Annotated in this window: 22 protein-coding genes; 12 read left to right on the forward strand and 10 right to left on the reverse strand. The window is 51.5% G+C overall.

Going from position 1 to position 19,284, the window contains the following annotated elements:
- The first annotated feature begins 94 nt into the window (after nucleotides 1-94).
- Nucleotides 95-706 carry a protein phosphatase CheZ gene (locus ACFX4U_RS06290; protein WP_313508192.1) on the forward strand — a complete coding sequence of 204 codons (612 nt, stop codon included), beginning with the start codon at nucleotides 95-97 and terminating at the stop codon, nucleotides 704-706.
- A gap of 290 nt (nucleotides 707-996) precedes the next feature.
- Here ACFX4U_RS06290 and ACFX4U_RS06295 read toward each other — a convergent pair whose 3' ends face one another.
- On the reverse strand, nucleotides 997-1,902 hold the full coding sequence (locus ACFX4U_RS06295) for a flagellin (RefSeq protein WP_017456069.1): 906 nt from the start codon (nucleotides 1,900-1,902) through the stop codon (nucleotides 997-999).
- A 754-nt stretch (nucleotides 1,903-2,656) separates the two neighbouring features.
- On the opposite strand from ACFX4U_RS06295, the gene ACFX4U_RS06300 reads away from it, so the two are divergent.
- From ACFX4U_RS06300 to ACFX4U_RS06310, 3 genes are all read left to right on the forward strand, one after another.
- Nucleotides 2,657-3,547 (forward strand): LysR substrate-binding domain-containing protein, encoded by an 891-nt coding sequence (locus tag ACFX4U_RS06300; RefSeq protein WP_305736635.1) that lies wholly within the window; start codon nucleotides 2,657-2,659, stop codon nucleotides 3,545-3,547.
- Nucleotides 3,548-3,759: 212 nt separating this feature from the next.
- Nucleotides 3,760-4,113 (forward strand): hypothetical protein, encoded by a 354-nt coding sequence (locus ACFX4U_RS06305; protein WP_305736634.1) that lies wholly within the window; start codon nucleotides 3,760-3,762, stop codon nucleotides 4,111-4,113.
- Between the two features lie 52 nt (nucleotides 4,114-4,165).
- Nucleotides 4,166-4,618 (forward strand): hypothetical protein, encoded by a 453-nt coding sequence (locus ACFX4U_RS06310; RefSeq protein ID WP_313508193.1) that lies wholly within the window; start codon nucleotides 4,166-4,168, stop codon nucleotides 4,616-4,618.
- Between the two features lie 118 nt (nucleotides 4,619-4,736).
- Here the strand turns inward: ACFX4U_RS06310 and ACFX4U_RS06315 are convergent, their stop codons facing one another.
- A complete protein-coding gene (locus ACFX4U_RS06315) occupies nucleotides 4,737-5,366 on the reverse strand; it encodes a glutathione S-transferase family protein (RefSeq protein ID WP_313508194.1) in 630 nt (209 codons plus the stop codon).
- A 336-nt stretch (nucleotides 5,367-5,702) separates the two neighbouring features.
- On the opposite strand from ACFX4U_RS06315, the gene dacC reads away from it, so the two are divergent.
- Complete coding sequence (gene dacC / locus ACFX4U_RS06320) at nucleotides 5,703-6,905, forward strand: serine-type D-Ala-D-Ala carboxypeptidase (protein WP_313508195.1); 1,203 nt, start codon at nucleotides 5,703-5,705, stop codon at nucleotides 6,903-6,905.
- Nucleotides 6,906-6,936: 31 nt separating this feature from the next.
- On the opposite strand, the gene deoR is transcribed toward dacC, so the two are convergent.
- Nucleotides 6,937-7,695 carry a DNA-binding transcriptional repressor DeoR gene (deoR, locus tag ACFX4U_RS06325; protein WP_313508196.1) on the reverse strand — a complete coding sequence of 253 codons (759 nt, stop codon included), beginning with the start codon at nucleotides 7,693-7,695 and terminating at the stop codon, nucleotides 6,937-6,939.
- 66 nt (nucleotides 7,696-7,761) lie between these two features.
- Nucleotides 7,762-8,370 carry an undecaprenyl-diphosphate phosphatase gene (ybjG, locus tag ACFX4U_RS06330; RefSeq protein WP_305736629.1) on the reverse strand — a complete coding sequence of 203 codons (609 nt, stop codon included), beginning with the start codon at nucleotides 8,368-8,370 and terminating at the stop codon, nucleotides 7,762-7,764.
- Between the two features lie 274 nt (nucleotides 8,371-8,644).
- Here ybjG and ACFX4U_RS06335 point away from each other — a divergent pair, with 274 nt between their 5' ends.
- Nucleotides 8,645-9,877 carry an MFS transporter gene (locus tag ACFX4U_RS06335; RefSeq protein ID WP_313508197.1) on the forward strand — a complete coding sequence of 411 codons (1,233 nt, stop codon included), beginning with the start codon at nucleotides 8,645-8,647 and terminating at the stop codon, nucleotides 9,875-9,877.
- Nucleotides 9,878-9,908: 31 nt separating this feature from the next.
- Here ACFX4U_RS06335 and ACFX4U_RS06340 read toward each other — a convergent pair whose 3' ends face one another.
- Nucleotides 9,909-11,111: an MFS transporter gene (locus ACFX4U_RS06340; protein WP_313508198.1), complete on the reverse strand. Its 1,203-nt coding sequence runs from the start codon at nucleotides 11,109-11,111 to the stop codon at nucleotides 9,909-9,911.
- An 80-nt stretch (nucleotides 11,112-11,191) separates the two neighbouring features.
- On the opposite strand from ACFX4U_RS06340, the gene ACFX4U_RS06345 reads away from it, so the two are divergent.
- Complete coding sequence (locus ACFX4U_RS06345) at nucleotides 11,192-11,734, forward strand: TetR family transcriptional regulator (protein WP_313508199.1); 543 nt, start codon at nucleotides 11,192-11,194, stop codon at nucleotides 11,732-11,734.
- Here ACFX4U_RS06345 and ACFX4U_RS06350 read toward each other — a convergent pair.
- Together ACFX4U_RS06350 and ACFX4U_RS06355 are read right to left on the reverse strand one after the other, a co-directional pair.
- Nucleotides 11,705-12,451, reverse strand: a complete 747-nt coding sequence (locus ACFX4U_RS06350; RefSeq protein ID WP_313508200.1) for a 2-phosphosulfolactate phosphatase — start codon at nucleotides 12,449-12,451, stop codon at nucleotides 11,705-11,707. The two genes, ACFX4U_RS06345 and ACFX4U_RS06350, sit on opposite strands and share 30 nt — an antisense overlap.
- Before the next feature lie 11 nt (nucleotides 12,452-12,462).
- A complete protein-coding gene (locus ACFX4U_RS06355) occupies nucleotides 12,463-12,681 on the reverse strand; it encodes a hypothetical protein (protein ID WP_313508235.1) in 219 nt (72 codons plus the stop codon).
- 23 nt (nucleotides 12,682-12,704) lie between these two features.
- On the opposite strand from ACFX4U_RS06355, the gene ACFX4U_RS06360 reads away from it, so the two are divergent.
- Nucleotides 12,705-13,271 carry a hypothetical protein gene (locus ACFX4U_RS06360; RefSeq protein ID WP_313508201.1) on the forward strand — a complete coding sequence of 189 codons (567 nt, stop codon included), beginning with the start codon at nucleotides 12,705-12,707 and terminating at the stop codon, nucleotides 13,269-13,271.
- Here the strand turns inward: ACFX4U_RS06360 and ACFX4U_RS06365 are convergent.
- A complete protein-coding gene (locus ACFX4U_RS06365; protein ID WP_313508202.1) occupies nucleotides 13,268-13,930 on the reverse strand; it encodes a hypothetical protein in 663 nt (220 codons plus the stop codon). The two genes, ACFX4U_RS06360 and ACFX4U_RS06365, sit on opposite strands and share 4 nt — an antisense overlap.
- Before the next feature lie 281 nt (nucleotides 13,931-14,211).
- Nucleotides 14,212-15,897, reverse strand: coding sequence for an aspartate:alanine antiporter (locus ACFX4U_RS06370; RefSeq protein WP_380217828.1), 1,686 nt, complete (start codon nucleotides 15,895-15,897; stop codon nucleotides 14,212-14,214).
- Nucleotides 15,898-16,178: 281 nt separating this feature from the next.
- Here ACFX4U_RS06370 and ybjM point away from each other — a divergent pair, with 281 nt between their 5' ends.
- Nucleotides 16,179-16,544, forward strand: a complete 366-nt coding sequence (ybjM, locus tag ACFX4U_RS06375) for an inner membrane protein YbjM (protein WP_313508204.1) — start codon at nucleotides 16,179-16,181, stop codon at nucleotides 16,542-16,544.
- Nucleotides 16,545-16,574: 30 nt separating this feature from the next.
- On the opposite strand, the gene ACFX4U_RS06380 is transcribed toward ybjM, so the two are convergent.
- Entirely contained in the window at nucleotides 16,575-16,838 is a 264-nt protein-coding gene (locus ACFX4U_RS06380; RefSeq protein ID WP_017456131.1) for a GrxA family glutaredoxin, read from the reverse strand.
- A gap of 174 nt (nucleotides 16,839-17,012) precedes the next feature.
- Between ACFX4U_RS06380 and nfsA the strand changes: the two genes are divergently transcribed.
- The 3 genes from nfsA (at nucleotide 17,013) to ACFX4U_RS06395 (ending at nucleotide 19,275) form a co-directional block, all read left to right on the forward strand.
- Nucleotides 17,013-17,735, forward strand: coding sequence for an oxygen-insensitive NADPH nitroreductase (nfsA, locus tag ACFX4U_RS06385; protein ID WP_313508205.1), 723 nt, complete (start codon nucleotides 17,013-17,015; stop codon nucleotides 17,733-17,735).
- Between the two features lie 72 nt (nucleotides 17,736-17,807).
- Complete coding sequence (gene rimK, locus ACFX4U_RS06390; RefSeq protein WP_313508206.1) at nucleotides 17,808-18,710, forward strand: 30S ribosomal protein S6--L-glutamate ligase; 903 nt, start codon at nucleotides 17,808-17,810, stop codon at nucleotides 18,708-18,710.
- 85 nt (nucleotides 18,711-18,795) lie between these two features.
- Nucleotides 18,796-19,275 (forward strand): YbjN domain-containing protein, encoded by a 480-nt coding sequence (locus tag ACFX4U_RS06395; protein WP_313508207.1) that lies wholly within the window; start codon nucleotides 18,796-18,798, stop codon nucleotides 19,273-19,275.
- Nucleotides 19,276-19,284: the final 9 nt, after the last annotated feature.

Here is a 19,284-nt window from a genome sequence, read left to right on the forward strand (position 1 = left end):
ATAGCGGCTGGCTATGTGGCGTCTTTTATTTAAGTGCCAGCAGCGATTGCCGATAACTGAATATCTTAGAGTATGCGTTAAAGGAGAAGTAATAATGCATCATCAAGGTATTTCGGGTGCGTCGACGGATATTTATGAATTGATTTCCCGCATTGGCAACGTCACCCGCATGTTAAGAAGTAGCCTGCGTGAGTTAGGCCACGATATCACCATTGTTGAACTGGCTAATTCCATTCCCGATGCGCGCAGCCGGTTGCAATATGTGGTCGATCTTACGGCGCAGGCCTCCGGCAAGACGCTGAACTATATCGAACTGACACAACCTCTTCAGGAGCAACTGAGCCAGCAAGCTAACCAGTTACTTGCGCAATGGCAGCAGCATAATGAAGCCGCAAGTATCGACGAGACGATGGCGCTTGCCCGCGCCACGCATGATTGGCTGGGTTCTGTGCCGACTAGCACCGAAGTCACCAAATCCTGGCTGCGGGAAATTATGATGGCGCAGGATTTCCCGGATACCACGGCGCGGATTATTTTGCGCATGATGGCGTTGCTGGAAAATATTGAGAAAGAGTTCCTGAATGTGTTGTTAGAAAACGTACCGCGAGAAGGGCGCGCGGCCATTAATAAAGCCAGCGCTGATTCAGCTTCGCAACCGACCGGGCAAGAGGATATTGACGAGTTGCTGAATAGCCTTGGTCTGTAATTTATGTTGTTAGTGCTTCACCCTCGTTGTTGTGCTTATTGATATCCTCTGATTGTTCTTTTGGTGAATGCAATATTATTGCATTCACTTTTTTTTGGCTTTTTATCTCGCATAAAAAATGCATTCCTTTCAATAAAAAAATCCCGCAATGCCATCAACATATGCGGGATAAAAAAGAAAAATAAATTCGTTATGCTCAATGAAGCCCGCCCTCATGACAAAGCGGGTGTTAGTCAAGGAATGACATCTTAGAAATCCGCTCTGAAGGAGGTAAGCGGATTTCACACCACTTAACGCAGCAGGGACAGCATGGTCTGCGGAACCTGGTTAGCCTGCGCCAGTACAGAGCTGCCAGCTTGTTGCAGGATCTGCGAACGGGACATGTTAGACACTTCTGTCGCGTAGTCAGAATCCTGAATACGGCTGCGCGCTGCCGACAGGTTGTTCGTCGTATTGTTCAGGTTGGAAATCGTTGATTCAAAACGGTTCTGTGAAGCACCGAGCAGGCTGCGTTCGGTATCCACGGCTTTGATGGCTTTATCCAGATCGGCCAGCGGATTACCATCTGTGGTACCGCCGGAGCTGACAACGCCCTGCAGCACGTCGAAACCATGTGCGTCAGTAGAACGTGCGCTGCCGTTGACGATCTGGCCTGTTGTTGCGGCCGTTGCACCGGTGGTGTTGTAGAGGTTGAACGCGTCGCTGCTGCTCACGGTAATGCTGATGGTTTCACCATCTTTCGCGCCAACCTGGAAATTATACTGGCTGTCGCCCGAGCCGGTATTCAGCACTTTCAGGCCGTTAAAGTCGGTCTGGGTGGTAATACGGTTGATCTCTTCCATACGCTGGTTAACTTCCGCCTGGATGGAGTCGACATCGGATGCGGAGTTGGAGCCATTCTGCGCCTGCACAGTCAGGTCGCGAATACGCTGCAGGTTATTATTCACTTCGCTCAGTGCGCCTTCGGTGGTCTGCGCCAGTGAAATGCCGTCATTTGCGTTACGCACCGCAACGGAAAGGCCATTAATATTTGACGTGAAACGGTTAGCAATTGCCTGGCCAGCCGCATCGTCTTTTGCGCTATTAATACGCAGGCCGGATGACAGACGCTCAATAGATGTACCTAAAGAAGACTGAGATTTGCTCAGGTTATTTTGGGTCATTAAAGACAAGGTGTTGGTATTAATAACGGCCATTTCATTTCTCCAGAAATATAGAATTAATCTATTAGTATTGCCCGATATCGCTGGGCGAAATGGATATCGTCCACAGGGAATAAAACTTTAAATTTAAATGCCTAATAGTTTATTTTTATAAATGAAACGATTTAATGCGATGATTTTATAGCTAATAGTGGTTGTAAATATATTTTAATTGCCGCTGGCGTCTTCTATCCTAATAATACTTATAGGCACATCCGATCATAATTCCGGATAGGTTGTCGATAAATAAGAATAACCGCATCAAGTTGTTTTAGCATTGCTAAACTATAATTAAGTATTATTGAATGTTCTTGGCGGGAAGATTATTTCTTGTAACTTTAAAGCAGGTAAATTCGCTTTTCCTGACGCAAGGATGCTGTTAGGCTGATATTTAAATAGGTTGTTGTCTTCAACGTTATTTGTCTGGAAAGGTTAAATGTTGCCCATAATGTGGGTACTAAAAGCAAATTCTTACATTATTGCATCGTTGCATCCTATTAAACGGTTGACGATATGAATTAACAATTAAAGTTTTGCGCCAGATTTTCGATTACTGATAAGAAAGAATACAGCGTTGTTTATATAACAAATAACTGAATAGTTGTGCCGAAAATGGCACTTAAATTAAATTTAGCACGAAAAATCACGCATCAGTCGCGGTCGTGTTTGCTACCCTGGCTGAAATATAAAAGGCTTATGTTGTGTGATGTTTTTGTGTTTTTTGTCTGCACACGGGAGAGTTGGCTTTATGAGAACGCAAGATTTGGAATACTTCGTCGCGTTGATAAAACATATGAATTTCCAGAAGGCGGCTGAGGAGTGCGATGTTTCTCAACCCACCCTGAGCATCCAAATCAAAAAACTTGAAGAGGAATTAGGCATTCCACTACTGCACCGTAAAGGTAAAGGGTTTAGCCTGTCGCCGATCGGTTTGCATTTGCTGCCGCTGATTGAAAATATTCTTCGGGAGGTGCATAACCTGCATGAATTAGCGCAGCGGCTGCGTTTTCAACCGGTTGGCGTTATCAATATTGGTGTCACACCAACGCTTGGATCGTATATATATGAAGATCTGTTCAGCGCCTTCAAAGAAAAATTCCCGGATAATGAGATCAAGCTCCATGAAGTCAGTGAAGATAATTTGCTGAGTATGTTAGGAAAAGGGCAATTACAGTTGGGGCTGCTGATTGGGCCTATTGATAATGATAACTTCCTTGAAGCGCAGCTCTATGAAGAGCAATTTGTGTTGGGCGTAAACAACAGCCATCCGCTATCTCAACAAGAAGTGATTGATCTCAATGAGTTGAAAAAGCATAAGCTCATTATGACCAAATCGATGCCAGAACATCTCAATCTTGAACCTGGCAGCGAGGAGATACTCAACCATGCACGGAGTATTTCAAACGATCTGGAAACCATCAGATATATGGTAAAACATTCGGATAATGTCTCCTTTTTCCCGAAACTTTCAACGCTTGGTAACGATCACAATAGTATTAAATATATTAATATCAAAGATAATAATTTATCACGCCGGGTTTTTATGATGGTGCGTGAAGGCGATATTATGAAGGAAAAATATTATAGTTTTGGCAGCGATGTCGGCGGTCGAATTAACGCAAGACTGAATACGTTGTAATGATTTTATTGTCTTAATTAAACGGTAATCACGGCGACATGATCGCTGGCTATAAAAATATGTTGAGATACAAACATTACGTTTTTGATAAGTGTTTGTCTCTCAGCAGTAGTGCTGCGCCTTTTTTAGAATGTGTCTTTTTTATCGCTCTTAATCGTCAATGAAAACGCCGGGTGTAGACGCTGGCAAATTTATGATGTCAGAGGTGACTCATGTTTCTTAACTCAAAATATACCAATGTTCATCGATCGCTACTTGCCATTATCAAACCTGCATTGAATGAGCATGCGTTTGAAAACAAAAGGACAGACGCCTGCGTTGCGCTGAAAAAATTGATGGCCCTGTATAATGAGCTTCGCGTTGAACTGACGCTGCAGCCATATCCGCCAGAGTTGACCGATTTTTTATTTACCTATGAGTGTGCGTTGATAACATTGGATGATTATTTAAATTCCAGTTCCCCCAGGGAAATGAGCAACGCCATTAGTACCTGCTTTCAATATATAGAAACCGTCCCGGTATTGCTTCGGCGTGTTTCGGTTCAGTACCGCATGCAAGCCATGTGAAAAATAATTATTTAGCAGTAACCAAAATCTTATATTACTTTACGAGATGGGTATGATGGATAATATCGCCACTGAGCAGTTGGGTCTGTCATTAGAACGGGCTAATTTTTTAAAGAAAAGATCACAATCATTTCTGTCGGTCGCCAGACAATCTGGCTTAGCCGGTCACGCTTTTACTCAGCGGGATGACGCGCTGAGTGATGATCATGCTGCGGTAATTTCGGGTATGGAGTGTGGCGAAGAGGTGACGCTTTTGCAGGAGAGTTTGCAGGATATCGATTTTGCTATCCATAAACTCGATGCGATAAATAATGACGAAGTGGCCGAACCTGACGTGATGGCGTTTTATCAGGATGCAATCGAACTTCTTGATGAGGCAGAAGCGTTGCTGGAGGAGTGCTGCGAAGTCGATGTTATTGACTACGCAATGGATGAGATCGAGTGGGATGAAAGTAGCCTGGTTCCTTTAGAAGACGACCCGCTGTTTGCGGATGGCGAGGAGTAACGTCTCTGCGCCTGGCCGCGAAACCGGCGGGTTGCCGCGTGGGAGGACCGGATGGCGCCGGGCGCATTTCACCATCAACCGCAGGTGATAATGCCAGCGCCACCGGTCAAAAAAAGGTTCAGGTCACCGGGATCATTACCGCATTTTTGAAGCCGGGACGTTCGCACAATTGCGCATACCAGCGTTGCAGGTTGGCGTGCGGTGCCCAGCGTAATCCGGGGATATTATAAAGGTTATAGATAAACGGGCCGACGGCGATATCCCCGCAGCCAAATGCTTCCCCGGACAGCCACGGCTGTTTTGCCAGCACATCGTCGAGCATCGCGAACAGCCCATCCAGCGCGTTTTTATTGGCTTCAATCGCGGCGTTGTCACGCTGTTCCGGCGCGGTGCGCACCAGTCCCTGCAACAGTGGGCCATGTTTTGGCGAAAGGGTGCTCAGCGCCCAGTCCATCCACTTTTCCCCCTGCGCACGCTCAGCAGGGGATTCAACCCATAAACGGCCCTGACCGTACTGCGCCGCGAGATAACGTACGATGGTGTTGGATTCCCACAAAACCACATCGGTTTCATCATCACACAGCAGCGGCACCAGACCATTCGGGTTCATCGCCAGATACTCAGGCTCATGGTTCACGCCGAACTCTCTGCCCGCCAGAATATGCTGGTACGGTAATTCCAGCTCTTCCAGTAGCCAGCGAACTTTTTTGACATTAGTCGAGTTATTTCTGCCCCATAGCGTTATCATTTTTACCTCAGTGGTGTGAATGAGTGTCGGTGTGACATTCATCGTGTGCCAATCTCCGTCATTCTTCAAGTTGCAGATGCGCGGGTTTTGTTACCGGTTCCTTCGTAAGCGTCGCTCCTTCGGCGCCAGCGCAAGCACGGCTCAACGCGCAAGGTGCAACTCGAATTATTCAGGGGATAAATATTCAGCACAAACGGCACGCACCACGCGGTTATTGCGTAAACTTTAAAAACTTTACCCAGTGACGGTTTTTTTCGTTTCGTTTGTGCGCTATTACTCACCGTTTGTTGCGGCACGGTGTTGTGACGTTTTTGAATGGATACTCGGGTGGCCCCTATGACGCATTTCTCTTTATCCCTTCGCAGCCTGGTTGCGGGCTCTGCGCTGTTGATGCTTTTCTCCCCTTCGTTGTACGCGGTGGAACAGACGCCGGGTGCGCCCCCGGTCGATGCGAGGGCGTGGATCCTGATGGATTACGCCAGCGGTAAGGTGCTGGCAGAAGGCAACGCTGACGAGAAGCTCGATCCTGCCAGCCTCACGAAATTGATGACCAGCTATGTGGTTGGCCAGGCGTTGAAAGCCGGAAAAATTCATCTCACTGATACAGTGACCGTCGGCAAAGAAGCCTGGGCGACCGGTAACCCGGCGCTGCGTGGCTCTTCGCTGATGTTCCTGAAACCCGGCGACCAGGTTTCCGTGTCCGATCTCAACAAAGGCGTGATTATCCAGTCCGGCAACGATGCCAGTATCGCTATCGCAGATTTCGTGGCGGGCAGCCAGGACTCATTTGTCAGCCTGATGAACAGCTACGCGCAAAAACTCGGTCTGACCAATACCACCTTTAAAACGGTGCACGGCCTGGATGCGCCGGGGCAGTTCAGCACCGCGCGCGATATGGCGTTGCTCGGCAAGGCACTGATTCATGATGTGCCGGATGAGTACGCGATTCATAAAGAAAAAGAGTTCACTTTTAATAAAATCCGCCAGCCGAACCGTAACCGGTTGCTGTGGAACACCGGCATGAACGTGGATGGCATGAAAACCGGCACCACCGATGGCGCGGGTTACAACCTGGTGGCCTCGGCGACGCAAGGGGATATGCGCCTGATTTCTGTGGTGCTGGGGGCGAAAACGGACCGTATCCGCTTTAACGAGTCAGAAAAATTGCTCACCTGGGGTTTCCGTTTCTTCGACACGGTTACGCCTATCAAACCGGACGCGACGTTTGTCAGCCAGCGCGTGTGGTTTGGCGATGAGAGTGAAGCGAAACTTGGCGCGGGTGAAGCAGGATCTATCACCATTCCTAAGGGGCAACTGAATAACCTGAAAGCCAGCTACACTTTAACGCAGCCGGAACTGCAGGCGCCGCTGACCAAAGGTCAGGTGGTGGGCACCATCGATTTTCAGTTGAACGGTAAAACCATTGAGCAACGCCCGCTGATCGTGATGGAAGCGGTGGAAGAGGCCGGGTTTATCGGCCGGATGTGGGACTTTGTGCTGCTGAAATTCCACCAGTGGTTTGGCGGCTGGTTCTCCTGATACAACCTCGACCGTGCCCGACCGGGCACGGTCAATAGAGCAACGTTAACTGGTGTTTTTTTGCTTCGTTCTCCAGCGCCTCGTCGGGGCGACAATCACTGACCAGCACATCAAAGCGACTTAATGGCCCCATGCAGGCCGAACGCACTTTACCGAATTTGCTGTGATCTACTACCAGAACATGGTATTGCGCGCTGGTCATCGCCCAGTGCTTTACCGGCAACTCTTCGAGATTAAAACAGGTCGCGCCCTGCTGAGCATGCACGCCCGCCGCCGAATAAAAGGCAATATCCGGGCGCAGATTATTCAGCGTTTCATTGAAGTTCAACGGTTTGAAAATGGCGTTGCTGGCGTGAAACTCACCGCCGCTGAGAATAGCGCGACACTGCGGTTTTTCCTGTAATGCCAGAAAGGTATTCAGCGAGTAACAGACGCCGGTGAAGGGCAGATCGTCCGCAATGGCTTCAATGATCCATGGCGTGGTGGTGCCACAATCGAAAAAGGCCATCTGATGTGCTTTGAGTAGCCCGGCGGCAAGTTTTGCCGCGTGGCGCTTCTCTTCTACCAGACGATTTTTTTGATCGCTTAACAGATAATGGCTGGCGGAGCGCGGCTCCAGTACGATGTAACCGCCCAGCAGCACTACCGGTGCGCTGTTGGCGCTGAGATCGCGGCGAATGGTCATTTCAGATACGCCAAGCAGCGTCGCCGCCTCTTTCAGGTGCAGTTTATCGCTGCGCTTGAGCGCCGCCAGCAGCTGGCCTATCCGTTCGTCGCGTCTTGTTTCCATAATTCCCCTGAATATAAAGAAAGCCCTGCATTGAGCAGGGCGTTCATATTACCTTTGCCTCAGGGCTTAGTCACGTACCCAGCCGCGGCGAATCAGCAGGGCGAAACAGGCGCGATAGAGCTGTTGCACACTGTGGTAGAGCGCCGGGCCAAAGCCTTGCCAGAGGATTTGCGCGGACAAACAGCCGCCGATACCCACCAGCAGCGCGCCGAGCATATCCAGCGGCCAGTGCACGCCAAGATAAACGCGTGACCAAGCAATGGTCAGACCGATGACCATCAACAGCGCGCCCGACCACAAACGGTGCCAGGCAAGGAAAGCGACCGCAAAGGTGAAGATCACCGTGCCGTGATCGCTCGGGAAAGAACTGTCCGGTGCGTGGTGCAGGAAGTTGTAGCCCACGCGATCGGCAAAGGGGCGATCGTGCGGGAAAAAATGCCCCAGTAACGCCGAACAACAGAGACTGACCAGCATTGCCAGCGTGACTTTAATCACCAGTTGGCGTTGCGCATTCACTTGCTCGCGTGGACCCCATAACCAGAGGCCAACCGCCAGCAGCGGCACAATGCTGATTAAATCGCTGGCGGCAAAATCGGCAAACGCAATCAGCCAGCGCGGAGAGTCTGGCGTGGCGTTAATCCAGTAAAAGAGGGTGTAATTCAGGCTCTCTAACATACGCTTGTTACTCTTTGATGAAATAAGCAAAATTGACGCGAAAGCGCCCACCATAAAAGCGGCATGGTCAACGGTAAAGGGGTTTTGTCTTACTCATCTGAGAGTTAGACGATTCCTGGAGCGAACCACTGAGGGCGTATCTTACGGCTGTGCACTTAAGTGAACCTTAAACGAACTGAAATGTGCTTTATTTAATCTGTGACAGAGAATTTCCTATCGCTGCATAGCGGCTTTGATTACACTCTGCGCGATTTTTCATAGATGAAGAGATTGCATGCAAAACCATACCTTAACGAGCCAACGTCTGGGACGACGGGCGCTACTGTTTCCCCTCTGCCTGGTGCTTTACGAATTCTCCACCTATATCGCCAACGATATGATCCAGCCCGGCATGCTGGCCGTGGTGGAGCAGTACAACGCCGGCATTGAGTGGGTGCCAACGTCAATGACCGCTTACCTTGCGGGCGGCATGTTTTTGCAGTGGCTGCTGGGGCCGCTGTCGGATCGCATTGGCCGTCGCCCGGTGATGCTAACCGGCGTGGTGTGGTTTATCGTCACTTGCCTGGCAACACTGCTGGCACAGGACATTGAGCAGTTCACGCTACTGCGTTTTTTGCAGGGTATTAGCTTGTGCTTTATTGGCGCGGTCGGTTACGCGGCAATCCAGGAATCTTTCGAAGAAGCGGTGTGCATAAAAATCACCGCGCTGATGGCGAACGTGGCGCTGATAGCGCCGCTGCTAGGCCCATTGGTGGGGGCTGCGTGGGTGCATGCTGCGCCGTGGCAGGGGATGTTTGTGCTGTTCGCGTTGCTGGCGGCATTCGCCTTTTTTGGCCTGCAACGGGCGATGCCGGAGACCGCCACGCGGCTTGGTGAAAAGCTCTCCTTTAAAGCCTTGTGGCGCGACTATGCCGAAGTGATGAAGAACCTGCGTTTTGTCGCCGGGGCGCTGGCAACAGGCTTTGTCAGCCTGCCTTTGCTGGCGTGGATTGCCCAGTCGCCGATTATCATCATCAGCGGCGAGCAGTTGAGCAGCTATGAGTATGGCCTGTTGCAGGTGCCGATTTTTGGCGCGCTGATTATCGGTAACCTGGTGCTGGCGCGGCTTACTTCCCGGTGCACCGTGCGCGCGTTGATCATTATGGGCGGCTGGCCAATTGCGGCCGGGTTGCTGCTGGCAGCTGTCGCGACTGTTGCCTCTTCGCATGCTTATCTATGGATGACCGCCGGGCTGAGCCTTTACGCCTTTGGTATTGGGCTGGCAAATGCCGGGCTGGTGCGTCTGACCCTGTTTGCCAGCGACATGAGTAAAGGCACCGTTTCGGCGGCAATGGGCATGTTACAGATGTTTATTTTTACCGTCGGTATCGAAATCAGTAAACACGCCTGGCTGAGCGGAGGCAATGGCTTGTTCAGCCTCTTCAACCTGGCTAACGGCGTGCTGTGGCTGGGCTTGATGGTGGTGTTCCTGCGTGATAAACGGGTGGGGAATTCGCTGGAAGGTTAGGGCGGCGCTCATCAACAGCGCCGCCGCGTAATTAGCAGGTTTCAGCCTGCGTTTCCGGGGCCGGTTTGGCGACCGCGCGGGCAACCAGGGCGGCAATCAACACCAGTCCCATCACCACCCGCATGGCGCTACGCAGGCCGTAGTGCTCGCCGAGAAAACCGAGCAGCGGCGGGCCGACGAGAAACGCCAGGTAGCCGGTAGTGGCGACCACGCTGACGCGGGTTGCCGCGTCCGGGCCGGTATCGCTGGCGGCGGAAATGGTCAGCGGGAAACCGAGCGAGGCACCAAGCCCCCACAAAATCACCGAGAAGCCCGCCACCCAGGCACTATCAACGAAGATAATCAGCCCGATGCCCAGCGCTCCCATCAACGCGCTGGCGCGCACCACTGTGACGCGGCTGTAACGGTCAATAAACCAGCCACCGATAAATCGCCCAACGGTCATTCCAAGGGTAAAACCGGTGTAGATCAGCGAGCCGGACGTTGGGCTAAAGCCGTGTCCGTCCACCATCAATAGCGGCAGCCAGTCGTTGGCTGAACCTTCAGCGAATGCCATTGCGAGCACCACCACGCCAATCAGCAACAGTTGAGTATCACGCCAGAACGGCTGCCCTTTTTTCCCGCGCGCTTTCTCCTCGGCGGAGTCTTTGCCGGTACCATGCGGAATGGCGGAAATCGCCAGTATGATGGGAACAATCGCCACCAGTGCCGCCGCCAGAATGTGCCAGTTGGCCGCCAGGCCAATAGCGGTAACGCTCATACCAATGCCTGCGCCAACCAGCGTGCCGAAGCTGTAAAAACCGTGCATCATTGGCAGCACGGTTTTGCCCATCTCACGCTCGACTTCTGCGCCTTCTATGTTCATTGCCACTTCGCCCGCACCCAGGCTGCCGCCGAACAAGGCCAGGCCGATGGCAAATAACAGCGGAGACGCCAGCCACAATGCGATACTCAGCACCACCATGCCAATGACGCTGAATGACATGCTGGCGCGGATCACTTTCCGCGCGCCAAAGCGCTTCACCAGCCAGCCGGAGGAGAGAATGCCGCTCATCGAACCGACCGACAGGCCAAACAGCACCCCGCCCATTTCAGCGGTGGAGACCGACAAAATATCGCGGATTGCTGGCGTTCGCGTGGCCCACGACGCCATTAATAGCCCCGGTATAAAGAAGAAGGTAAACAGCGCCCACAAGCGATGTTGCAGGGCTTTTCGCGATGCATTTTCAGTCATATCGTCACTGAGAAAAAAGAAAAGATAAGACAACACTAGCAAGGATGTGTACATTTGTACATAAATGAGTGAGAGGATCTATGGCCCGAAGACCTAACGACCCGCAGCGGCGTGACCGCATTCTGCAAGCGACGCTGGATACCATTGCCGCACATGGGATTCAGGCAGTGACGCACCGTAAAATCGCCAGCTGTGCTGATGTGCCACTGGGCTCAATGACCTATTACTTTTCCGGTATCGATGCGTTGTTAGAAGAGGCTTTCAGCCTGTTTACCCGCCAGATGTCGTCGCAATACGCCGCTTTTTTCGACGGCGTTGACAGTCAGGCAAAAGCCTGTGAGGCGCTAACCGAGCTGATTTACAGCGCCCAGGTGACCACCGCGCGCAATATGGAGCTGATGTATCAGTTGTATGCGTTTATGAGCCGCCAGCCCAGACTGAAAAATGTGATGCAAGACTGGATGCGTGCCAGCCAGACCACGCTGGAGCGCTGGTTCGAACCGATGACGGCACGTGCGCTGGATGCGTTTATCGAAGGGATGACGCTGCATTTTGTGGTTGATCGCGAGCCGCTGAGCCGCGAAGCCATTCGCTTAATGATCGGGCGTCTCGCCGGACAGTGAGCGGTACGCATTGTCGATTAATGCGCTGGTGCGATGGCTTGCGTCAAGAGCAAGACACAATTCTACGTCCGTTGAAAAACCCCGTGCGTGGAGTTCATTAGCGGATGCGCAGTGACGGAGATCGCTGAATTCGCCACCCTGAAAGGCTGCCTTTGCCGCTTGTGCTTCGGGTGAAAGTTTCCGCTTGCCAAGGGCGGCGATAATGGCTCCCGCAGCCAGATAATCCTCTACTGCCGGGCGCAGGCTGCCATCCGGCCAGCGTTCCCCGGCCGGGATCAGCAAAATGCGCTCATAATCTGCACACGCTGTCGCAGTTGCCAGCCGGTTGCGAAAACACCCGCTGAATACCGCTGCGCCGCAATCGCGTGCTTTAAACGAAAGGGTGGAACCGTTAGGTGAGGGAAGCACCAGCCGGTGTCCGGCGGGAATATGCAGTAACGAGGCGGGCGAGAGCGTGTATTTGCCTCCGGCAAAGGTGCGATTGAAGCTGGCAACATCGGCATGATTTTCCTGCGCGTAGCGCTGTGCGCTGCCATCTTTCCACGGCCACGGGTAAATCAGCGCCTGGTTATCGGTGGCGATGCTAACGCACGTGGAGAACGACATTACGTCGATAATCACCACACAATCGGTTTCCCGCGCCATGTGCTCCGCTGCGGCTAAACCCCACTCCAGCCTTACATCGAACGGGCCTTGGCTGTACCACTGTGCATACATTTTCTGCTCCTTTATTCCACGCGAAAAACATCGGGATCTTTTTCCGTTGCGGCCTCATGGAAAATATCCCCCAGCCAGCCGGGGATCTCTGCTTCGCTTAATTCCCCGGGAATGATGATGTTGTAAAGCCGTGAATGCTTGCCTTCGCTTCTGTCCACGCGGAACACCTGCCAGTCATCTGCCACGCGCTTCACACCAATATAACGACCAAAAACGTTGTAAATCAGTATCGAAGGGCTCCTTGCGGTGTCGGGTGAGGGTTAAAAAAGAGCACCATGAAAAACGCAGCGCTGGCGTTCGCTTAAGTATTAATGCAAAAATAGTAAATTCAAACAACCTGTTGAAAAGGAATAGAATGTTTTTAAATACCGTAATGTGGCTGATATCTGTGGCAGCGTTTTTCGCCTGGATTTTTGGTATCACTTTAAAAAATACCTTTGCCACAAATGCGAAACATTTTGCCCTTTTTTTGCTGGTGCATCTGATGTTAAGCGGTGCCGCCATTATGCTGAAAAAGCACGGCGTTGCGGGTGTCAGCAGAGACTCCGGCCCGTGGGTGTTTACCGGTCGCAGATTGTTTTTGAAGTGTTATATGGCGTTTGCAATGATCATAACGGTGAGTTTTTTCTTTGGGCTTATCAGCAAAGGTGCACAACAGATGACGCGCTTCCATAAAACCTATAACGCCGCCAATCTGAACCGCAACCCGCTTAAATTCTACCTGCGCCGTGAATCGGGGATTGTATGGGCCTACGGGCTCTGCTTTTTAGCGGGTGGCGTTTATGTGCTGTGGGCGATATGGTTTCGCGTAGCGTTTTAAGACGTTTTTGGCTGCGATTGTTCAGCCGTCGCTTTTTCATCGATATCGACAGATATTTTATGCGCGGCGTATAAACAAAATAGAATAATAACAAGGTGTCCTAACTTTATTCCTCGCTGACTATTCATAATGGAAAAGAGTACAGCATTATTGCGTTTTAATATCAAATAACACCATATATTGGCAAATAAGAAAATGAATAACACGGTTAATACAAAAGCGATTTGCACAAGGCTTTTATAGGTCACTTGAGGTTCTCTGTAAAAGAGAATCGCGAGCGCCATTAATGATGTTGTCAGTAACGCTGTAGAAATCCCGCTGGACCACAGCAGCAGGTCGCTGGTCACTTTACGCAGCGCTGTACCAACCTTGCCTCGCAGGGTCTCCATTCCCCAGGTGTCGGGTTTCATGGCTTCCATATCTTTCATGAAAAAGGATAGCGGGACAATAATAAATAACACCATCCAACCGTAATTAAGTTGCGGCATGCTTTTATCCAAAAAACTAAGCAGATATTTTGCGATATCAAAGTTCGCTGTTTTCCCTGCAATATAAAACGAGACAATAGAGATAACGCACCACATACCGATTTTATAAAAAACATCGCGATATAATGATTTTTTTAGCCAGCTTTCGAGTCTATTTTCTTCCGCTTTCATCGTTTTCCCGTTATAGCGAGTAGAGCCGTTTCGGCATTGATATTACCAAATCTGCATTGCTTCGCCAGAGTCAGGGGAAAGGCGAAACACAGGCTTCTTATCGGTTCAAACCGAGGAGAGCAATGAAAAAGGCAACAAAAAACCCATCAACCTTGAACCTAAGCGGCGGGGTTGATGGGCTCCACAAAATGGGGACATCAAAGAAAAGCAGTGGCACTAGTTATGACTGACGCCCCACAAAAAAGTTCTGCGCATAACTGAAATATTTCTCAGCTTCAGACTTATCCGAGACTCGGCCAGATAATGATGATCAATGTCCCCGCAAGCGTCAGCAGAACGTTTGCGATGGCGTAGGTTCCCGCATAGCCCAGCGCCGGGATATTGCTGCGCGCTGTATCGCTGATGATCTCCATTGCCGGCGCGCAGGTGCGTGCGCCCATCATCGCACCGAACAACAAAGCACGATTCATTTTCAGCACATACGCGCCAAACATAAAACAAATTAACACCGGTACCAGGCTGACAATAAGCCCGGCAATCAGCATCTGACCGCCCACTGCGCCAAGACCGTTGCCGATGCCGCTACCGGCGCTTAAGCCCACACCCGCCATAAATACCATCAGGCCAAACTCTTTCACCATCATCAGCGCCCCTTGCGGGATATAGCCGAAAGTCGGGTGGTTGGCTCGCAGGAAGCCGAGCATGATCCCGGCGAACAACAGGCCGGCAGCGTTACCCACGCCGAAGCTGAAGGAGCTGAACTGGAAGGTGATCATGCCGATCATCAGCCCGACAATAAAAAACGCGCAGAAGGCGAGCAGGTCGGTGACCTGGCTGTGAATAGAGATAAAACCGATGCGGTCAGCAATGGTTTTTACACGACGCGCGTCACCGCTGACCTGCAAAACGTCGCCTTTGTTGAGCACAATATTGTCGTCAATCGGCATTTCGATCTGGCTACGGATCACGCGGTTAAGAAAGCAACCGTGATCGGTCAGCTTGAGCTGCGCCAGACGGCGACCCACAACGTTGTGGTTTTTGACGACCACTTCTTCGGTGACGATACGCATGTCGAGCAGATCGCGGTCGAACACCTCTTTGCCGTTGCGGAAGCTCGGGTCAAGGCGTGCGTGCGCATCCGGGTAGCCGACCAGCGAAATTTCGTCACCCATTTGCAGCACGGCATCACCGTCGGGGCTGGCGAGAATGCCGTTGCGACGAATGCGTTCGATATAACACCCGGTCTGGCGGTAGATCCCAAGCTCACGCAGGTTTTTACCGTCAGCCCATGCCACCAGTTCAGGTCCCACGCGGTAGGCACGGATCACTGGAAGATAAACTTTGCGGTGCGCATCGGTATCCAGACCGCGTTCACGGGCGATCTGCTGGGCGCTGGTTTGCAGATCCTGGTGCTGCAATTTCGGTAAGTAACGTGCGCCGAAAATCAGGCTCACCAGACCAATCAGGTACGTCAGGGCATAGCCAAGGCTCAGGTTATCCAGCGCGCTGGAGAGTTGCCCGTTCTCCATACCAGAGTGTCGCAGCGTGTCGCCTGCGCCCACCAGAACCGGTGTGGAGGTCATCGAACCCGCCAGCATACCCGCCGTCAGGCCAATATCCCAACCGAACAGTTTGCCAAGGCCTAACGCAATTAACAGCGCGCTGCCAACTAATACCAACGCCAGCATGAGGTAATTCTTGCCGTCGCGAAAAAAAATAGAGAAAAAGTTTGGCCCGGCTTCAACTCCGACACAAAAAATAAACAGCATAAAGCCAAGGTTAAGTGCATCCGTGTTAATGCTGAAATGCTGTTGGCCTAATAATAACGAAACCACTAAAACGCCAATGGAATTACCGAGTTGAACAGAACCCAGTCGTAATTTACCGAGACAAAGTCCGAGTGCCAGAACGACAAACAATAACAGTATGTAATTCCCGTTTAACAAATCTGCGACGTTTATATTCACGGAGGCTAACTTCTTGTTTACTTGTAAGCTGTTGAAAGAAATGGTTATTTGAGCTAGTGTTTTGCTCATGCGCTGGCGTATGAAAAAAGCGGTGCAACACCAGACACTCCTCACAAAACAAAAACAGGCCGTTAGTTTAATCGTATTAGATTACAACGGCTAGTGAGAATCGCGTATTTACGTGGGTGCTTTTCTGGCATGGATTGCCGCAACGCTTTTTCTGTCCGGACATTCTTTTGAACGAGTTGTTAGTGCGATAGAGAAAAAGTCAGGAGGCGTGTTTGAAGAACAGACGAAGTCGGGTCGGCATTATTTGCTGCGCATTACTTTTTATTGCGGTGTGTTTGTTGCTGGTCATAAATATGAATGGCGCACTACCCGTGTCCGGTAATCCTGAATTAGGCTTACTGCTTTTCACGTTTCCCGGCATTGTCGGTGGGTGGATTGCTCGCCGACGCAAAGCGATCGTACCGCTTTTCGGTGCCGTGCTGGCGACCCCATTCTGCTACGTGTTGATTCATCTGCATTTAGCTTCTTCACAGTCGCACTGGCAGGTTATCGCCTGGTTGTTCAGCGCGATTTTCTGGTGCGGAATGGGCGGGTTATTCTATCTCTTTGTGCGCAAAATTCTGCGCTGCAAAAAATAAAACGCCCTCAGAAAGAGGGCGTTGCTCGGCTCAGGCAAACAGGCCGAAATGTTCTTTGGCGTAGGCTTCAAAATCTGTGCAGCCGCCAATGTGTTTCTGGTCGAGGAAAATCTGCGGCACAGTTTCTACCGGTTTCCCGACGGTTTTTTCGAGGTCGGCTTTGGTGATGCCTTCCGCGTGAATATCCACGTAGCGATAGTTGAAATCATCACGCTCGGCGGTCAGTTTTTCTGCCAGTTCTTTTGCGCGTACACAGTATGGGCAGCCAGGGCGGCCAAAAATTACAGCAAACATACTCTCTCCCAAATCTGAAGGTAACTGCCGGTTATCATGACCATAACTGTGCGTAATGAAAAGCAGGTTATGCCTGTTGCTTTAATCTTTACAACCTTTCAGCGCAAATTGCGGATACTGCGACGGTGCAGGCTTCGCCTATACTGAGGGACTTGTTTATTTGGGAGATTATTCATGACACCAACTATTGAATTGCTGTGCGCCCATCGCTCCATTCGCCATTTTACCGATCAGCCGATTACCCAGGCGCAGCGCGAGGCGATTATCGCCAGCGCGCAGGCGACATCCAGCTCCAGTTTTTTGCAATGCAGCTCGATAATTCGCATCACCGATCCGGCGCTACGCAAGCAACTGGTGGCACTTACCGGTGGGCAGCAACACGTGGCGCAGGCGGCGGAATTTTGGGTGTTCTGCGCTGATTTCCATCGTAATTTCCATATTTGTCCGCAGGCGAATCCAGGTCTGGCGGAGCAGTTGCTGCTCGGTGTAGTCGATACCGCGCTGATGGCGCAAAACGCCTTCACGGCGGCAGAGTCGCTCGGGCTTGGCGGCGTTTATATCGGTGGAATTCGTAACAGCATTGAAGCCGTGGGTGAATTGTTGCAGGTGCCAAAACATGTCCTGCCGCTGTTTGGCCTGTGCCTTGGCTGGCCAGCGGATGCGCCGGATAAGAAACCGCGTCTGCCTGCGCAACTGGTGGTGCATGAAAACCACTATCAGCCGCTGGATGAAGATGTGCTGGCGCAATACGACGAGGAGATCGCCCATTACTATATGACACGCGACAGCAATACGCGGCGTGACACCTGGAGCGACCATATTCGCCGCACCATCATTAAAGAGAGCCGCCCGTTTATTCTCGACTATTTGCATAAACAGGGATGGGCGACACGCTAATTCCCGTTCATCCTGCACGTCGCTGCGTGTATCATACGCCTGCTTTGACAGGTCTTTTTAGAGAGGTGCAGGGTGAAAATTGCCATATTGTCCCGGGATGGAACGCTCTATTCGTGTAAACGCCTGCGCGAAGCGGCGATGCAGCGTGGTCATCTGGTCGAGATCTTCGATCCGCTCTCTTGTTATATGAATATCAGTCCGGCGGCTTCGTCCATTCACTATAAAGGCCGCCAGTTGCCGCATTTCGATGCGGTGATCCCGCGTATCGGCTCGGCCATCACCTTCTATGGCACCGCCGCGCTGCGTCAGTTTGAAATTCTTGGCAGTTATCCACTCAATGAGTCGGTGGCGATCACCCGCGCCAGAGACAAGCTGCGCTCGCTGCAGTTACTGGCGCGTCAGGGGATTGATCTGCCGGTAACCGGCATTGCCCATTCACCGGACGATACCAGCGATCTGATTGATATGGTCGGCGGCGCGCCGCTGGTTGTGAAGCTGGTGGAAGGAACGCAGGGCATCGGCGTGGTGCTGGCGGAAACCCGCCAGGCAGCAGAGAGTGTGATTGACGCGTTTCGCGGTCTGAATGCGCACATCCTGGTGCAGGAGTTTATTGCCGAAGCGAAGGGAACCGATATTCGCTGTCTGGTCGTCGGCAATGAAGTGGTCGCCGCCATTGAACGTCGGGCGAAAGAGGGTGATTTTCGCTCCAACTTGCATCGCGGCGGCAAAGCGCTGGTGGCACATATCACCGAGCGTGAGCGTGAAATCGCGCTCGCTGCCGCGCAAACGCTGGGGCTGGATGTGGCTGGCGTCGATATCCTGCGCGCTGAACGCGGCCCGCTGGTGATGGAGGTTAACGCATCGCCTGGACTGGAAGGCATAGAAAAAGCCACCGGCATCGATATTGCAGGTCGCATGATCCAGTGGATCGAACGCCAGGCAACGCCGGGTTTTTGCCTGAAAACCGGCGGCTGAGGCGATTTTTCCGGGCAATTAATGGTACGTTCTGGCCTTTTTGCGTAAGCTATGGCCAATTTTTTCGCTAAGAGAGCACTGCTTTATGGATTCACTCGTCGTTCCGGTTCTGGACACGCTGCGTCACTGGCTGGATGAGCTGGGCATTAACTTTTTTGAGTGCGATAACTGCCAGGCGCTGCACCTGCCGCACATGCAAAATTTTGATGGCGTGTTTGATGCAAAAGTCGACCTTGTTAATGACGTTTTGCTGTTTACCGCTATGGCGGAAGTCAAACCGTCGGCACTGCTGGCGCTGGCCACCGATCTCTCTGCCATCAATGCCAGCTCTTTAACCGTGAAAGCGTTTCTCGATATTCAGGATGACAATCTGCCGAAACTGGTGGTGTGCCAGTCTTTATGCGTCGGGCCGGCCATTACGTTTGAACAGTTCGCCTGGTTTATGCGCCAGAGCGAAGAACAGATTTCAATGGTCATTATGGAAGCCAACGCACATCAACTGCTGTTTACGCCAGGCGAAGAAGAGATGGCGGCAGATGAAGAGTCGCACAATTTTCTCCACTGACTCTGCGCA

The sequence above is a fragment of the Kosakonia sp. YIM B13588 genome, assembly GCF_042788165.1.
In the GTDB taxonomy this organism is placed as follows: Bacteria; Pseudomonadota; Gammaproteobacteria; order Enterobacterales; family Enterobacteriaceae; genus Kosakonia; species Kosakonia sacchari.

Bases quoted from the DNA above. Each gene is read 5' to 3' on its own strand.
- ACFX4U_RS06345 (WP_313508199.1), top strand. From the start codon at position 11,192: ATGGCCCGAAGACCTAACGACCCGCAGCGGCGTGACCGCATTCTGCAA.
- ybjG (WP_305736629.1), bottom strand. From the start codon at position 8,370: ATGTTAGAGAGCCTGAATTACACCCTCTTTTACTGGATTAACGCCACG.
- ACFX4U_RS06365 (WP_313508202.1), bottom strand. From the start codon at position 13,930: ATGAAAGCGGAAGAAAATAGACTCGAAAGCTGGCTAAAAAAATCATTA.
- deoR (WP_313508196.1), bottom strand. From the start codon at position 7,695: ATGGAAACAAGACGCGACGAACGGATAGGCCAGCTGCTGGCGGCGCTC.
- ACFX4U_RS06340 (WP_313508198.1), bottom strand. From the start codon at position 11,111: ATGACTGAAAATGCATCGCGAAAAGCCCTGCAACATCGCTTGTGGGCG.
- ACFX4U_RS06380 (WP_017456131.1), bottom strand. From the start codon at position 16,838: ATGTTTGCTGTAATTTTTGGCCGCCCTGGCTGCCCATACTGTGTACGC.
- nfsA (WP_313508205.1), top strand. From the start codon at position 17,013: ATGACACCAACTATTGAATTGCTGTGCGCCCATCGCTCCATTCGCCAT.
- ACFX4U_RS06310 (WP_313508193.1), top strand. From the start codon at position 4,166: ATGATGGATAATATCGCCACTGAGCAGTTGGGTCTGTCATTAGAACGG.
- dacC (WP_313508195.1), top strand. From the start codon at position 5,703: ATGACGCATTTCTCTTTATCCCTTCGCAGCCTGGTTGCGGGCTCTGCG.
- ACFX4U_RS06335 (WP_313508197.1), top strand. From the start codon at position 8,645: ATGCAAAACCATACCTTAACGAGCCAACGTCTGGGACGACGGGCGCTA.
- ACFX4U_RS06395 (WP_313508207.1), top strand. From the start codon at position 18,796: ATGGATTCACTCGTCGTTCCGGTTCTGGACACGCTGCGTCACTGGCTG.
- ACFX4U_RS06300 (WP_305736635.1), top strand. From the start codon at position 2,657: ATGAGAACGCAAGATTTGGAATACTTCGTCGCGTTGATAAAACATATG.
- ACFX4U_RS06290 (WP_313508192.1), top strand. From the start codon at position 95: ATGCATCATCAAGGTATTTCGGGTGCGTCGACGGATATTTATGAATTG.
- ACFX4U_RS06315 (WP_313508194.1), bottom strand. From the start codon at position 5,366: ATGATAACGCTATGGGGCAGAAATAACTCGACTAATGTCAAAAAAGTT.
- ACFX4U_RS06350 (WP_313508200.1), bottom strand. From the start codon at position 12,451: ATGTATGCACAGTGGTACAGCCAAGGCCCGTTCGATGTAAGGCTGGAG.
- ACFX4U_RS06305 (WP_305736634.1), top strand. From the start codon at position 3,760: ATGTTTCTTAACTCAAAATATACCAATGTTCATCGATCGCTACTTGCC.
- ACFX4U_RS06295 (WP_017456069.1), bottom strand. From the start codon at position 1,902: ATGGCCGTTATTAATACCAACACCTTGTCTTTAATGACCCAAAATAAC.